Below are 15,368 nucleotides of genomic sequence, written 5' to 3'. Positions count from 1 at the left end.
CGCCACGACAAAATCAACGCCAAGATCACATCACACACCAGCCAGACACGACAGCAAAACACCGCACAACAAAAAAACCACAACACCAAGAAAAACATATGGTCGCCCACGGCTTGGAGCAGCTGCGGCGGCCGACGCTAAGGGGGTAGGGGACTGCGGCCCCTAAGACCAGCCCCTGACAGAGGCGACTGGTTGTCTGGCGTTGCTTACCTGGCTGGGCTTGTGATGAGCGTGGATCGTCAGGTTCACGTGTCTGCCAGAGATCAGCTCGCTGGCGCTCTGGCGGCCAATTGGGCGCACTGTTGCTGAAACCGCACCCAATATGGAGCCCGTTACGATTGGCTGGCTGGCATCATGTTCCAGAGCCTCAGCCGCTATTCAGGCGCGTCGACTGCACTGCCGGATCGAGCTCCGCGCGATCTGCTCCAGTGGACGCATCCTCACCGCTTCGCGACTATCGCGGGGGCCTCGATCGTATCAACGCCGCTACCAAGATCGGGCAGCGTGGTTAGGGGGCTCCGTTGCGTCTGTTCAGTCGCCGACGTAGCCGGTGATCTTGCCGTGGAGTTCTGAAACCCTGTTCATCCGGTCTTCGATCGTGACACCGAGTTCATTGAACACGCCGTTGATCAGCAGGTTGCCGAGGCTGGCCATCTGGGCAGTCGATTCCCAGAACATGCCGAACTCGGTCGGCACGACGAACATTTCGTCGACGAGGTCACGGCCCCAGTCGCAGAAGGCGTCGGTGACAAGCGTGATCGGGATCTTCGCCTTCTTGGCTTCCTGCGCCAGGATCAGGTTCAGACGCGAATAGCGGCGCGCCTCGAATATCACAAGGCAGGTGGATTTCGGCGGGCTCAGCAGAATCTCACTGAAGTTGCCGCCTGCGATGTCGGCGAGTTGGATGCCGGGCCGCAGATATTGCAGCTGGTTGGCGAAATACTGAGCGATGCCGCGTTCTGTCTGGAAGCCGGCGACAAACACCTGAGGCACAGTTGCTAGGCGCTTGACCGCGCGGTGCCATTCCTTGGTGCGCGCGATCTCGTAGATCCTCAGCAGACCGGCGATCTCCAGTTCCAGGCTGCGTGCCAGCGCATCACCTTCGCGGCTGCTGTCGCGGAATTCCTTCAGCCTGTCGCCGGCGAGCCAGGGCTGGGTGCCGATATTGTCCCTGAGGTCCGTCTTGAGGTCCTTGAAACGAGCATAGCCCAGTGCCCGGCAGAAACGCCCGACCGTCGGCTCGCTGACACCGACCTTGCTGGCCAGCGTGGCTGACGTCTCGAACGGCAGCCCGCTCAGATTGGCCAGCATGTAACTGGCCAGCGCCTTCTCGGCGTTGGTGGCGTTGGCGAGGCTGTCGGCAAGCCGCCGGCGGACCGATTCTGTCATGCTGATCTCCGTGGCTAATGGGGGTGTCTTGTAAGAATTCTATCACAGATGTGATTGACGTTTGTTTTTTTTCAAAATAGCTTGCCTCTGTCTCGTAGAGGAACGAGGAAGAGGATCGCTGCGATTTTTCCGACACCAGTCGGATCGTTGCAGCAATCGGGAGGAAGTATGCCCTGGAGTGACAGCTCATCTGTCATTGCGGGCTCGTGATTTCTTGGCCGTTACATCCAAAATGCTGCCTCCAAGCGGCAAGGCGGAGCTTTGTCAATTTACCAAAGGGAGGGTGGACATGAATCGACGTAAGTTTCTTGCATCGGTATCGGCTGTTACGCTGGCAGCTGGGCTGGGCCTGGATGCACGGCATTCAGCGAGGGCTTCGGAGAGCGAGGCGGTGTTCGTGCTTGCCAGTGCCGAGGTCGGCGCGGCGTCCCAGGATCCGATCCGGGCTACCTTGCTGAGCACCGTGGCGACGCTGATCTATGACCGGCTTATCGAACAGGATGTCGACCAGTCCTATCATCCCCACCTCGCAGAATCCTGGGAAACCAGCGCTGATGGCATGAGCTGGATCTTCAAGCTTCGGCAAGGTGTTCGCTTCCATGATGGTGAACCGTTCAACTCGGCAACCATAGCGTGGTGGATACCCAAGTTCAAAGGTACGCCCAACGAGTACCTGGTCGACGCCATCGATCGTGTCGATGCGGTCGACGACCAGACGTTCAAGTTTGTGATGAAGCGGGCGGATCCGAACCTGATCTTCAATCTGGCATCCGCTTTCATGGGGATACCTTCGCCGAAGGCCTACGATGCGGCGGGTGACAGCTATGGCGTGACGGAGGCCGTCGGTACCGGTCCCTACAAACTCGAGAGCTTTGCCGTCGGCCAGGAAGCTGTGCTGGTCGCCAATGAGGAGTACACTTGGGGCAGCGACCTCTCGGAGAACAAGGGCGCGCCCCACATCAAGCGGTTGACGATGCGCGAAATTCCCGACGCGTCGACCGCCTTCCTCGAGCTCAAGACCGGCGGCGTCGGCATGCTGCTGGGCGTGCCCAGCCAGTTCCTGCCGCAACTGGAAGCGGACGACAACATCAGCTTCCGCAGCCTGCCCGGTATGGGCGTGACCTATCTCGGCTTCAACACCCGCAAGGAGCCGTTCGACGACCTTGCCGTGCGCCAGGCAACCGCGCTGGCCGTCGACCAGGCCGCCATCCACAAGAGCGTCTTTAATGGTGTCGGTCTGGAATCGCACCAGTTCCTGATCAGTTCGCTGGCGGAATCGAAGATCGACCCGGCGCTGGAAATCCACCATGACCTGGGCAAGGCCAACGAGATTCTCGACAAGGCTGGATGGCAGCGCGGCAGCGACGGTGTCAGGACCAAGGACGGCAAGCCGCTGAAGATCAAGTTGACGGCACAGTCGGAGACCTCGTTCAAGCGCACCGCCGAAGTCGTCCAGGCACAGCTCAAGGCGATCGGCATGGATGTCGAGATCGTCATCTTCGACAACACATCCGTTGTCGACCAGCTCAAGAAAGGCGAGCACCAGCTCGCCGTGCGCCACTATGACTGGAACAACGCCGACATTCTCGACTGGTTCTTCAGCACGACCAACATTCCCTATCCGAATTCCACCGCTTGGCAGGACGAGAAGTCACAGTCGCTGCGCGACATCGCGATGACGCAGTCGAAGACGCCCGAAGAGCGCGTCGTGAATTTCAGGAAGTACCAGGAGAACCTGATCGCCAACTTCCTGTTCGCGCCGATCCATGAGCCGGTACAGAACTACGCCTTCAACAAGACGCTGCTCGACGTGCCGGAAAAGCTGCGCGGCACACAATTGGTGCAGGCGACAGTCGTCGACATCAAGGTAGTGGACTAGGCAGCCAGGCATAACGAAATGATCGGCTTTACATTGAGGCGGCTGCTTTTGCTGCTGCCCGTATTCTTTGTCGTCTCGCTGGTGGTGTTCTTCATCATCCACCTCGTGCCGGGCGACCCCATCGACAACCTGATGCGGGCCGGCTCATCGCCTGAGCAACGCCTCCAGATCGCCGCGAAGTACGGCCTCGACCGCAGCCTGGTCGAGCAGTACCTGACCTGGATGGGGCGGCTCCTGACCGGCGACCTCGGCACCTCGATCATCCAGGGGCGCCCGGTCAGTGCGCTGATCGCCTACAACCTGCCCTACAGTCTCCAGCTGGGCGGTGCGGCGCTGCTGTTTTCGACGCTGACCGGCATCGCTGCCGGGGTGATCGCGGCGAGCTATCAGGGCACCCGCATCGACGATGCCATCACCGGCTTCATCCTGCTCGGCTCGACGGTGCCGAGCTTCTGGCTCGGTCTGCTTTTGATCCTGGTCTTTGCCGTCTGGCTCGGCTGGGTCCCGGTTTCGGGTGCACGCGGATGGAACTCTCTCATCCTGCCGGTCATTGCCGCAGGGCTGGGGGGCATAGCACTTGTGGCGCGGGTGACGCGGATCGCCATGATCGAGACGGCGCGGCAGGATTTCGTCATGCTGCTGCACGCCAAGGGGCTGCCGCCGTTCATCATCCAGCTGCGCCATGTCCTGCGCCACGCCATGGTTCCTGTCGTGACGATCCTCAGTCTGCGCATCGGCTGGGTGCTCGGCGGCGCGGTGACCATCGAATACGTCTTTGCGCGACCAGGTCTCGGTGCGCTTTTGATCCGGGCGCTGAACCAGCGCGACTATCCCCTGGTTCAGGGTTGCCTGCTGATGCTGGCCATGGCCGTCATCATTGGCGCCCTGATCGGCGACATCGTCCAGGCGGCGATGGATCCCCGCCAGCGTGAGGCACGGTCATGACAAGCTCTCGTATTCGGGCCCTTCTCAAGGCAATCTCCACCTTCAAGGGCGGTATCTCCGGTGCGTTCCTGCTGCTTCTGGTCATCGGCGCCTTGTTTGCTCCGTGGCTGGCGCCTTACCCTTATGACCAGCAGGACCTGGGGATCATGAACCAGGCCCCGTCGATGACGCATCTGTTGGGCACCGACGAGTTCGGTCGCGATGTGCTGTCGCGCATGATCACAGGCGCTCGCACCTCGCTTTCGGTCAGCATCACCGCGATCGGCATCTCCGTGCTGCTCGGTCTGGTGCTGGGGGCAACCTGCGGCTACTTCGGCGGTGCGTTCGACCGCATGGTCATGACTGTGGTCGATCTGACCTGGTCATTCCCCGAAATCCTGATCGCGCTGATGCTGGTCGCCATCATCGGACCCGGCCTGGAAGGCGTGGTCATCGCTATCGCCATCGCTTATCTCGCCCAGTTCACGCGGCTGACGCGCACCCAGATCATGTCGCTCAAGAACGAAACCTATGTCGAGGCAACGGTCAGCCTCGGCGCTGGCCATACCCACATCCTGTTTTCGCATCTTCTGCCCAATGCGCTGGCGCCGGTGCTGGTGGCGGCGATGCTGGCGACGGGCGATGCCATCATCCTGGAGGCGACGCTCGGCTTCTTCGGCCTGGGCGCGCAGCCGCCGACGCCGAGTTGGGGCGCGATGATGAGTTCCGGCACGGCCCAGCTGTTCATTGCGCCATGGGTGATCCTGCTGCCGGGGCTCGCAGTGGCGCTGACGGTGGTCTTTCTCAATCTGTTCGGCGACGCGGTGATCGCAGCGCTCGACGTCCGCACCAAGTTGAGGGAGGCGTAAGATGCTGCTGGATCTGGACAGACTGAAGATCAGGTTCGGCGCGTTTTCGCCGGTCGACGAGGTCTCGTTGAAGGTCGATCGCGGCGAGATATTGGGCATTGTCGGCGAATCCGGCTCGGGCAAGTCTTTGACCGCAACCGCGATCATGGGACTGCTGCCACGCATCGGCGGCCAGGTCGCCGCGGGCACGATCCGTTTCGACGGCACCGAGCTGGTCGGCCTGCCCGAACGGCAACTGCGCCGGCTGCGCGGCGGGCGCATAGCGCTCATTACGCAAAACCCGATGACCTCGCTCGATGCCCTGATGCGGATCGGACCCCAGATCGACCAGGCGGCTCGACTGCATCTCGGCCTCGACCGCAGTGCGGCGCGGACCCGGAGCCTCGAACTGATGGCCGACCTCAGGATCCCGGATCCGACATCGGTCTATGAGCTCTTTCCGCACCAGCTTTCCGGCGGCATGAAGCAGCGCATCGTCATTGCCATGGCACTGGCCGGAGATCCTGAGCTGCTGATCGCCGACGAACCGACCACCGCGCTCGACGTCACTGTCCAGGCTCAGATCGTGCAGATCCTCGTTGACCTCGTGCGGCAGCGAGGGCTTGGTCTGATCCTGATCACCCATGACATGGGTGTCGTCGCCCAAGCCTGCGATCGCGTCGCGGTCATGTATTGCGGGCGCGTGGTCGAGTTGTCGGAGGTCGATGCGCTGTTCGAGCATCCCCGCCATCCCTACACGCAGGCGCTGATCCGCTGCATTCCGCGCCGCGACATGGCACCCGGTACGATGAATGCCATCCCCGGCTTTGTTCCGACCGCGATGACGCAGCCGCCAGGCTGCCGGTTCAACCCGCGCTGCGCCCACGCCATGGACCGTTGCCGCGTGCAGGCGCCGGAGCTTCAGGTCGCGTCAAGCGGCAACGGCGTGGCCTGCCATCTGGCGGAGGCAGCATGAGCGATCTTCTTACCGTCACTGGTCTCAGCCGCCGTTTTGCCGATGGCGGGCTGTTTCGCAAACGTAAGGTGTTCCACGCCGTCAGCGATGTCTCGTTCAGCCTGAAACGCGGCCAGATCCTCGGTGTCGTCGGTGAGTCCGGATGCGGCAAGTCCACGTTGGCGCGGCTTGTGCTGCGCCTGATCAACGCCAGCGAAGGACAGGTCACGTTCGACGGCGTGGACATGGGCGCACTGTCGCGCGGCGACTTGCGCCGCCTGCGACAGCGCATGCAGCTGGTCTTCCAGGACCCATATTCGGCAATCGACCCGCGTTATTCGGTCCGGGACGCGTTGCTCGAGCCGTTCAAGGTGCAGGGGGTGAAGCTCCAGGCGGCCGACGAGACAGTGGCATCGCTGCTCGACATGGTCGGGCTGAACACCTCGCTCGCCGGGAGCTATCCGCATCAATTGTCTGGCGGCCAGAAACAGCGCGTCGGCATCGCGCGGGCGCTAGCGCTCAATCCGTCGCTGGTGGTGCTCGACGAGCCGACTGCGTCGCTCGATGTTTCGGTGCAGGCGCAGATCGTTTCACTGCTGGAGCGGCTGCGGCGAGAGCTTGGGCTGACATATCTCTTCATCTCGCACGATCTCGGACTGGTTCGCTATTTCTGTGACCAGGTGCTTGTCATGTATCTCGGCCGCGTCGTCGAGGTCATGCCAAGCGATGCCGAGCCCAGCCATCCCTATACGCGAGCGCTGCTCGACAGCACGTTCGAGCCCGATCCGCGCCAGCGCCGCACCATCACCCGCCTCTCTGGCGAGGTCCCGAGCGGCTACGACCTGCCGTCCGGCTGCGCCTTCGCCAACCGTTGCCCGCGAGTTTCCGAGCTGTGCCGGCGCGTCCTGCCGCCGCTGGCGATGCAGGGCAATGGCCAGCAGGTCGCCTGCCATCATCCGCTCGCGCCTGAGCTCGATGAGGGCGCAGAACGCAGGTCGGTGGCGTGAGGAGCTGAGGTGATGGACTTGAAAACCAGGGAAATCGACATGGACCTGACTGAAGAACTCGACCGGTATCTCCAGGCAGAGGTGGAGAGCAGCCAGGTTCCGGGCCTTGGCGTTGCTGTCGTTCGCGAGGGCGAGATCGTCCACCTTGCTGGCTATGGCCTTGCCAATGTCGAGAACCGGGTGCCGGTGACACCTGATACCGTTTTCCACTCCGGCTCGACCGGCAAGATGTTTACCTCGGCGTCGGTGATGTTCCTGCTGCAGGACGGACGCATCAAGCTCGACGACCCGCTGAACCGCTACATTCCCGAGGGGCCGGAGAGCTGGGCTGGCATCACTATCCGTAATCTGTTGTCGATGATGGCCGGCTTCGGCAATTTCGACATCGTCTTTGCATCCGGGGTTGGCGGGGAGGGCGGTGCCGTGCCGCTCAATTTGTGGCAGGACCACAGCGATGAGCAGCTGATCGACCTGGCGCGCCGTTCGCCGTTCATGTTCCGGCCGGGCGAGGGCTATCGGTACAGCAATACCGGTTACATCCTGGTCGGGCTCGTCGTCGCGCGCATCGCGGGCAAACCTTATTACGAGCTGCTTCGCGAACGGCTGTTCGAGCCGATCGGTATGGCGACAGCGCGCGAGGCGTCGTGGTTCGACATCGTGCCGAACCGTGCTGCCGGCCACTGCATACGCGACGGCAGTTTGGAGAACCGCTACTGGGCCGCGCCTACGCTGCAGCGCACCGGCGACGGCGGGCTCTATTTCTCGCCGCGCGACATTGCCCATTGGTTGCTAGAGCTGGACAGCCCGACGGTGCTGTATCCCGATAGTGTCGCGCTGATGTCCGAGCCGGTGCTGATGAAGAACGGCCAGCCGTCGTTCAACAACTATGCCTTGGGCTGGCAGAATTCCGCGATCCGCGGCCATCGCAAGATCCGCCATGGCGGGACCTGGGACGGGTTCCGCGCCGAGATCGCGCGTTTTCCTGAGCGCAAGCTGTCGGTCTGCGTGCTCGCCAACACGGATGAGGCCCAGGTCGCCCGGATCGGCCAGAAGATCGCCGGGATCGTCGATCCGGCGCTGGCGCCGTATGAGCCGATTGCGGACGGCAACGAAGCTGTGACCAGACGCGACCACGAGTTGCTGCAGGCCATCGTCGATCGCCGCGCGCCGCGCGAAGGCTTTGCGGATGAAGCCTGGCGCCTTTGGAGCAATGGCTGGTTCGAGCAGATCGCCGCAAGCGGTGTGGCGGTGGCCGGCGTGCCGCTCGAGCTGACCGATCAGGAAGGCGACGGCGGCAGGCGCTACCGGCTGGAGATGGGCGGTTACCATCTGCATTGGACGATCAGCCGCGACACCGAGGGCCGGGTGAGCGATATGCGCTTCCACATGGAGTAACCGTAACTGACCTGGAGCGGCCTCTGTTCCAGTACGTCAACCAACTGCTCAGCCTGGTCAGGTGCTGCGTGTCCCTCGGCGAGGGACGCCACGGCGACGTGCGCCCGATCTATCCGAAACGCCTGAACGACCCCATGGAGACCGACAATGACCTTTCGTGTTCTGACTGCCGAATTCGCGCATGAGACCAACACGTTCAGCGTCCGCAAGACCGACTATGACGCGTTCACCGTCGAAGGCGTGTTGTTCGGCGACGACGCCATTCGCGCGCGCGGCGAAGCGAACACCGAGATCGCCGGCTTCCTCGACATCGGACGCAAATATGGCTGGGCCATCGAGCATGTGCTGAGCACCGCGGCCGAACCGGCGGGGCCGGTGACGCGCGATGCGTTCGACCGCATCGGCGGCGCCATTGTCAAGGCGGCGGCCAACAACAAGGGCCAGATCGACGGTATCCTGCTCGGCCTGCACGGCGCGATGGTCACCGACTTCTCGCCCGATGGCGAAGGCGAGCTGCTGGAGCGGCTGCGCGCCGTGGTCGGGCCGGAGTTGCCGATCGCCGTCACGCTTGATCCGCATGCCAATGTGACGGCCAAGATGTGCGAACTCGCCGATATCCTGATCTCGTTCAAGACCTATCCGCATATCGACATGCGCGAGATCGCGCACCACGCGGGCGAGCTCCTGCAGCAGACGATGGTCGGCGAAATCCGTCCCAGAACGCTTCTGGCGCGTCGGCCGATGCTGGAAGAGGCCAATGCGGGGCGCACCGACATCGGCCCGATGGTCGAGTGGATCGCGCGGGCGCGTGCCTATGAAGAGACTGCTGGTGCGCTGGCGGTCAGCATCAACGGCGCCTTTCCCAACGCCGACATTCCTGAAGTTGGCCCGACGGTGCTCGTCACCTATGACGGCGACCCGGCGCGGCATCAGGCCTTTGCGGAAAGCATCGCCGACGAGATCTGGGACAACCGTTTCAACGTGCTGAACACTTTCCATACGGTGATGCAGGCGGCTGAAATCGCGCATGACTATCGCGGCGACCGGCCGTTGATCATTGCCGACTATGCCGACAATCCCGGCGCCGGCGGCTATGGAGACGCGACGGCGTTGCTCGGAGCCCTGCTGGACGTGGGGATCAGCGATGCCTGCTTCGGTCCGATCGTCGATCCGGAGACGGCCAACCAGCTTCACCGCGCCACCGTCGGTGACACCGTCAAGCTCAGGCTCGGCGGCAAGACCGATCCGCGCTTCGGCGGCGATCCGCTCGAGGTGACAGGCAAGCTGCTGGTCATCAGCGACGGCAAGCTCATCGGCGATGGCGAGCAGCTGGGTGGGTTGGAGTTTTCGTTTGGCCCGACGGCCGTCGTGCAGATAGACGGCATCGCCGTGCTCGTCGTCACCGAGCCGTCGCAGATGCGCGATCTCCAGCAGTTCCGGGCCTTCGGCATTGATCCGGCGCACTATCGCGTCGTCGGGCTCAAGTCGATGCAGCATTTCCGCGCCGCTTTCGAACCCATCGCCGGCAAGGTCATCGTCTGCGACAGTGGCGCGCTCTGCACCATGGACTATTCCAGGATGCCGTATCGCAACGTTGCACGCCCGATCTTCCCGCTCGACCGCGACATGACACTCTGAGCGCATGGCAATGACATCAAGGAAGCCGATGACCGAGCCACATATCCAGCGAGCCGACGTTGTCGTTCTCGGTGCCGGCATCATCGGCGTATCGGTCGCGCTGCATCTGCAGCGGCGCGGCCGTTCGGTCGTCCTCGTCGATCGGCGTGATCCCGGGGAGGAGACGAGTTATGGCAATGCCGGTCTGATCGAACGCTCGAGCGTCGTGCCTTATGGAGCGCCGCGCGAGTTCGCGAAGCTGCTGACCTACGCGCTGAACCGTTCGGCGGACGTGCATTTCGACTGGCTTCATATGCCTCAGCTGGCGCCATGGCTCTGGCGCTTCTGGCGGGAGTCGGCGCCGAAACGGCTTGCGCGTGCCGCAGCGGACATGCGGCCGCTGATCGAGAACTCGGTCAGCGAGCACGAAGCGCTGATGGCGGAGGCGGGCGTGCTGCCGCAACTGCGCAAGACCGGCTGGATTGAGGGCTATAGAAGCGCGCGGGCATTCGAGCGCGGTTGCGTGGATGCCGCAGCCCTTCACCCTTTCGGCCTGAGCTATGAGGTGCTCGACCAGAAGGCACTGCAACAGCGCGAACCGCATCTGTCCGATACGCTGGTGGGTGGGGTGCATTGGCTCGACCCGGCCACGGTGGCCGATCCAGGGGCACTGGTAAAAGCCTATGCAAGCCATTTTGTGGATCGCGGCGGGCTGCTCCTGCGCGGCGACGCGCGTGGCCTCAGGCAGGACGATGGCCAGTGGAGTGTGGCGACCGACAACGGGCCTGTGTACGCATCGGAAGTGGTGGTGGCCCTGGGACCGTGGTCCGGCACCATCTTAAGCTCGTTTGGTTACAACGTTCCGCTTGCGATGAAGCGTGGCTATCACGTCCATTTCGAAGCCGACGCGAACGCCTCGCTCAATCACCCGGTCGTCGATGTCGAAGGCGGCTTCGTGCTCGCGCCGATGGCCCAGGGCCTAAGACTGACGACGGGCGTCGAGTTCGCCTCGCGCGACAGCAGGCCGAACCCGGTCCAGCTCGACATGACCGAACCTCGCGCCAGGGAGATATTGCCGCTCACGCGTCGTATCGAGCCGACACCCTGGATGGGATCACGGCCGTGCCTGCCCGACATGCGTCCGGCGATCGGGCCCGGTTTACGCCACAAGGGGTTGTGGTTTGCCTTCGGTCACAATCACCACGGCCTGACGCTCGGCCCGGTTACCGGGCGGCTGCTGGCCGAAATGATGACAGGCGAACCGACCTTCACCGACCCGGCGCCTTATGCCCTGGGACGTTTCAGCTAGGGCCTGGAGGCAGACCTGTTGCCTCTTGGCCCGTCGCGCTCGCGATCCCACGGGCCATGAGCGCATGCCTATCCCGGATGTGAGGAGGTGGCCGATCATCGACCGGCCACCTCGAGAAATCCGCATTGGATCTGCTGGCTATTCCATATGGAAACGCATCACCGCGATGCGGCCATCGCCCTGCCGGTCGATTGTCCAGTGCATGTGGTAGCGACCTGTCGCGAGGCGATAGCGCCGCCGTGTCCCGGCGTCTTCGACAAGCTCCATGGGGGCTGCGCCAAGATCGGATTCGCTTTCGGCGATCACCTGGTCGAACCATTTGTCGGACCATTGCCGCCAGCATTCCTCGCTGAAGGCGTCAGCAGGTGCGGTGCGCGCGGCAATTGCCCTGATCAATGAGCTGTCGAGCCTGGTGAGCGCGGGATTGATGTCGGCGACGGGCTCATATGGCGCGACCGTTGCATCGACGAAGCCGGCGACCTTATGGGCGATGCGGGCGACCTGGGCGGAATCGATGTTGGCCAGCACTGCCACCGAAAGCCGCTGGGCCGGGAAGCGGGCGAGTTCGGCGCGGAAGCCATCCCAGGTGCCGCCGTGCCTGATCTTGCGATGACCTCGAACCTCAGAGTTCTGCCAGCCCAAGCCATAGCCGTTGATGGCGAGGCGACCATCGGACATCAGCGTCGGCTCGAACATCAGCTCGATCATGTCCGGCTGGAAAACCTGCGCCTGGTCCAGCTCGACGAACCAGTGGGCAATGTCGCGCGGCGAAAAATGCAGCCCGCCATCACCGGTGCGCAGCATGGTCGGTGCTGTCCAGTGGCTGTTGCGCAGCTGGCCAGCATCGAGGCTGTATCCGCTGGCCCGGTTCGGCACGATGTCGCGACCGCTGGCTTCGCGTGCGCTTGCCATGCACGCAGGGGCAAACAGCCTTTCGCGAAGCAAGGCGTAATAAGGTTTGCCGGCGACGCGCTGGACCACAAGCGACGCGACGATGTAGCTGATGTTGGAATAGAGGTAGCTTTCGCCCGGTGCGAAGGCCAGCGGCGACAGGCTGGCCAATGCAAGCAGCTGGGCGTCGCTGTGGTCCTGCCACAGATTGACCGGAACGACGTTGTTTTCGATCGGCGACGGCGCAAAGACGTCGCCGAAGTTGCCGAGGCCGCTGGTCATCGACAGCAGGTGGCGGATGGTCATGCCCGCCCAGCTTTTCGGCACCTCGGTCAGGTAGCGATCGACGGGATGGTCGAGTTGCACAAGCCCATCCTGCACCAGAAGAAGTACGGCGGCTGCTGTGAACATCTTGCCGGTCGAGCCGGAGTGGAAAATGGTGTCGGGCGTCGCCCTGGCGCCATGTTCGACATTGGCCAGCCCGTAACCCCCGAGATGCAGAATCTCGCCGTCGCGCACGATTGCGACACCCAAGCCCGGGATTCCGTGCGCTGCGATTTCGGCCTCGAGATAATGGTCCAGCTTGGCGGTGGTGTCGGGGTCTTTCATCATGTCCATGGTTCTGGCCTTGCTGTTACTGCGCCGGCTTGATGTCGACGATCGAATAGGGCGCGCGGAACGACTGGGGCGCTGCGAGGCGGGTCTTGTTGAATGCCATCGTCTGCGCCGGTTCGTGCACCGGGGCGGCGACGAAATTGGCCAGCAGATGGGCGTGGTAGTTGCGGAAGTTCGCCACGCGCTCGTCCCAGGTCCTGGAGCTGTACATTGCGAGGTCGTGCAACTCTTCGGATTTGGCGTCGTCCCACATCGACAGATTCCACGAATCCAGTCGCTTGGCGCTGAAGAACCAGTCGAGAATATCGGCGTTCGTCCATGAATAGGGCTGCAGCACGAGCTCGCGCTCGGGCCTGCGGAACTGATCGCGATAGGTGCCGGCGTCGAAGACTGTGATTTCGGTGGCGATCCCAATGGCTTTCAGCTGCGCCTGGATGATCTCGGCCGTGCGGCGGTACTCGGTGTCGGCCCTGGCCCAAAGCTTGACCTGCAGCGGCTTGCCGTCCTTGCTGCGGATGCCGTCGGCACCTGGCGCCCAACCTGCCTCATCGAGCAGCTTTGCGGCCCGGGCAGGATCGGAGCGGATCTCAATGGCCGGATCGACCTTGGATTCCTGCAAGGTGCTGACCAGCAGCTGGTGCGCTTCCTTGCCGACACCGCCATAGACGCTCTTGAGGATCGCGGCCTGGTCGATGGCGAGCGCGGTCGCCTGCCGCACGCGGATGTCGGTGAACGGCGCGGCCTGGGTGTTGATCGCGACGAAAGTGATGCCGTAGCCGGGCAGGTCGCGCATGTCGATGTCGGCCTCGGACCGGATCTGCGGCAGGAAGTCGGTCGGCAGATCTAGCAGCATGTCGACGCCCCCGGTCCTGAGTTCGAGGAAGGCGGTGGATGCGTCGGGGAGCTCGCGCACCGTCAGGCGCTTGATATGCGGCGCGCCCTGGTTTTCCGACAGCGGGCTGCCCCAGGCATAGTCCTCGTTGCTGACCAGTACGGTCTCCTGGCCAACCACGAAGTTCTCGAGCTTGTAAGGCCCGGTTCCCACGGCCTGGATCACGCCATAGTTGGTGCCTGCCGCGTCGAACGCCTTCGGACTGGGGATGCCCATATTCATCATGGCCAGATTGAAGATCAGGTTCGGCTCGGGCCGCTTCAGCACGAAGCGCACTGTGTGCTCGTCCATGGCCTCGACGCGGTCGATGGCGTCGACCATGTATTCGTTTTCGGTGCCCTTGAACTTGGGGATCCACCAGACGATCGTTGCTGCGTTGAACGGCTCGCCGTCAGTGAAGCTGACATTCTTGCGGAGCTTGAAGGTCCAGCTCATGCCATCGGCGCTGGTTTCCCAGGATTCTGCCAGATGGGGGTGATAGGACTGGTCGACGGCCTGTTCGATCAGGCGGTCGTAGATGAGGCCGGCAGCCATGTTCAGGGTCACGGCGCGGATCGGATCGTAGCTGGCGGCCCCCTGTTCCTGCCGGGCCAAAACGATGACGGCTTCCGTTGCGCTTGCTTGGGCTGACGTCATCAGGCCCGTCGCCGCGACGAGCGAAAGCAGCGATGCCGAAACAATGAGTTCACGTCGGTTCATGTCAAATCCTCCCTGATTTGCTGTTATGTGTTGTCTGGAAAATGAGCGCGTCAGCGTTCGGGTCGGCCGGCATGGCCGACGAACTCGCCATAGAGCTCGGACATGCGGTCGAGCCGGGCCTCGACGTCGGCCCCGAGTTCGCCGATGACGCCATTCAATATGAGATGGACAAGCGAGAGCATCGGCCCGTTGGTGTCCCAGAACAGGTTGATCTCCGACGGCAGCGCGAAGACCTCGGAGGTGGCGCCATGGGCCCAATCGCAGAACTGGTCGGTGATGAGCGTGACCGGCATGCCGGCATCGGTCGCGCGGCGCGCCAGAACGGCGGCCTGGCGGGAATAGCGCCTCGCATCGAACATCACGAGCGCCGTCTTGCTGGGATCGGCGAGCAGCACTTCCGAGAAATTGCCGGCGGAAAGATCGATGAGATGCACGCCGTCGCGCACATATTGCAGCAGGTGCGCCATCGTGACGGCGATGCCGCGCTCGCTCTGGAAGCCGATGATGAAGATGCGCTGGCACGCAGTAAGCCGATCGACGACTGCCTTGAAATGCGCCGATCCGGCCAGCTCGTAGACCTTCACCAGTGCTGCCATTTCCAGCTCCAGGCTTCTGGCAAGGTCGCCGCCGCCCTTCTTGCTCGTCGCCTGGAACTCGCGCAGCCGGTCGCCGATCAGCCATGGAGTGTCGGCGATGTTGGTTCTCAGATCCGCCTTGAGGTCCTTGAAATGCTGATAACCCAGCGACCGGCAGAAGCGGCCGACGGTCAGCTCGCTGACCCCCACCTTCTCGGCCATGCTCGAAGCTGTCTCGAATGGCAGCTCGGTGAGGTTGGTGATCATGTAGGTGGCGATGGTTCGGTTCGAGCGCGATCCCTGCTTCAAAGCGGCAGTCAATCGCTCGCGCACGGTTCCTGTCATCGTTCCCTCCTCGTTTTCGTCATCTGAC

12 protein-coding genes are annotated in these 15,368 nt (G+C 63.0%); 8 read left to right on the top strand and 4 right to left on the bottom strand.

The window, feature by feature from the left end:
• Positions 1–531 precede the first annotated feature (531 nt).
• Positions 532–1,389 (bottom strand): MurR/RpiR family transcriptional regulator, encoded by an 858-nt coding sequence (locus tag NDO48_RS23380; protein ID WP_018429512.1) that lies wholly within the window; start codon positions 1,387–1,389, stop codon positions 532–534.
• A 289-nt stretch (positions 1,390–1,678) separates the two neighbouring features.
• Here NDO48_RS23380 and NDO48_RS23375 point away from each other — a divergent pair, with 289 nt between their 5' ends.
• The 8 genes from NDO48_RS23375 to NDO48_RS23340 all read left to right on the top strand — a co-directional run bounded on the left by NDO48_RS23375 (position 1,679) and on the right by NDO48_RS23340 (position 11,323).
• A complete protein-coding gene (locus NDO48_RS23375; RefSeq protein ID WP_267322442.1) occupies positions 1,679–3,268 on the top strand; it encodes an ABC transporter substrate-binding protein in 1,590 nt (529 codons plus the stop codon).
• A gap of 18 nt (positions 3,269–3,286) precedes the next feature.
• Positions 3,287–4,213: an ABC transporter permease gene (locus NDO48_RS23370; protein WP_018429510.1), complete on the top strand. Its 927-nt coding sequence runs from the start codon at positions 3,287–3,289 to the stop codon at positions 4,211–4,213.
• Entirely contained in the window at positions 4,210–5,061 is an 852-nt protein-coding gene (locus tag NDO48_RS23365) for an ABC transporter permease (protein WP_018429509.1), read from the top strand. The genes NDO48_RS23370 and NDO48_RS23365 overlap by 4 nt, the downstream gene beginning before the upstream one ends.
• Position 5,062: 1 nt before the next feature.
• Complete coding sequence (locus NDO48_RS23360; protein ID WP_018429508.1) at positions 5,063–6,016, top strand: ABC transporter ATP-binding protein; 954 nt, start codon at positions 5,063–5,065, stop codon at positions 6,014–6,016.
• Positions 6,013–7,002: an ABC transporter ATP-binding protein gene (locus NDO48_RS23355; RefSeq protein ID WP_018429507.1), complete on the top strand. Its 990-nt coding sequence runs from the start codon at positions 6,013–6,015 to the stop codon at positions 7,000–7,002. Before NDO48_RS23360 ends, NDO48_RS23355 begins: the two co-directional genes overlap by 4 nt.
• A gap of 12 nt (positions 7,003–7,014) precedes the next feature.
• The gene (locus NDO48_RS23350; RefSeq protein ID WP_157632788.1) at positions 7,015–8,397 is read left to right on the top strand and encodes a serine hydrolase domain-containing protein; all 1,383 of its coding nucleotides are present in this window, start codon (positions 7,015–7,017) and stop codon (positions 8,395–8,397) included.
• A gap of 147 nt (positions 8,398–8,544) precedes the next feature.
• Complete coding sequence (locus NDO48_RS23345; RefSeq protein ID WP_018429505.1) at positions 8,545–10,035, top strand: M81 family metallopeptidase; 1,491 nt, start codon at positions 8,545–8,547, stop codon at positions 10,033–10,035.
• Positions 10,036–10,063: 28 nt separating this feature from the next.
• Positions 10,064–11,323, top strand: coding sequence for an NAD(P)/FAD-dependent oxidoreductase (locus tag NDO48_RS23340; RefSeq protein WP_018429504.1), 1,260 nt, complete (start codon positions 10,064–10,066; stop codon positions 11,321–11,323).
• Positions 11,324–11,461: 138 nt separating this feature from the next.
• On the opposite strand, the gene NDO48_RS23335 is transcribed toward NDO48_RS23340, so the two are convergent.
• From NDO48_RS23335 to NDO48_RS23325, 3 genes are read right to left on the bottom strand one after another with little or no spacing between them, the layout of a single operon-like run.
• Positions 11,462–12,832 (bottom strand): serine hydrolase domain-containing protein, encoded by a 1,371-nt coding sequence (locus NDO48_RS23335; RefSeq protein ID WP_018429503.1) that lies wholly within the window; start codon positions 12,830–12,832, stop codon positions 11,462–11,464.
• A gap of 16 nt (positions 12,833–12,848) precedes the next feature.
• Positions 12,849–14,420, bottom strand: a complete 1,572-nt coding sequence (locus tag NDO48_RS23330) for an ABC transporter substrate-binding protein (protein WP_018429502.1) — start codon at positions 14,418–14,420, stop codon at positions 12,849–12,851.
• Positions 14,421–14,470: 50 nt separating this feature from the next.
• Positions 14,471–15,340 (bottom strand): MurR/RpiR family transcriptional regulator, encoded by an 870-nt coding sequence (locus NDO48_RS23325; RefSeq protein ID WP_026227519.1) that lies wholly within the window; start codon positions 15,338–15,340, stop codon positions 14,471–14,473.
• Between the last annotated feature and the right edge of the window lie 28 nt (positions 15,341–15,368).

Origin of the sequence: Aminobacter sp. MET-1 (genome assembly GCF_026521175.1) — a bacterium.
Taxonomy (GTDB): domain Bacteria; phylum Pseudomonadota; class Alphaproteobacteria; order Rhizobiales; family Rhizobiaceae; genus Aminobacter.
Note: the sequence above shows the minus strand (reverse complement) of the source record. Positions and strands in the feature narration are given on the sequence as shown.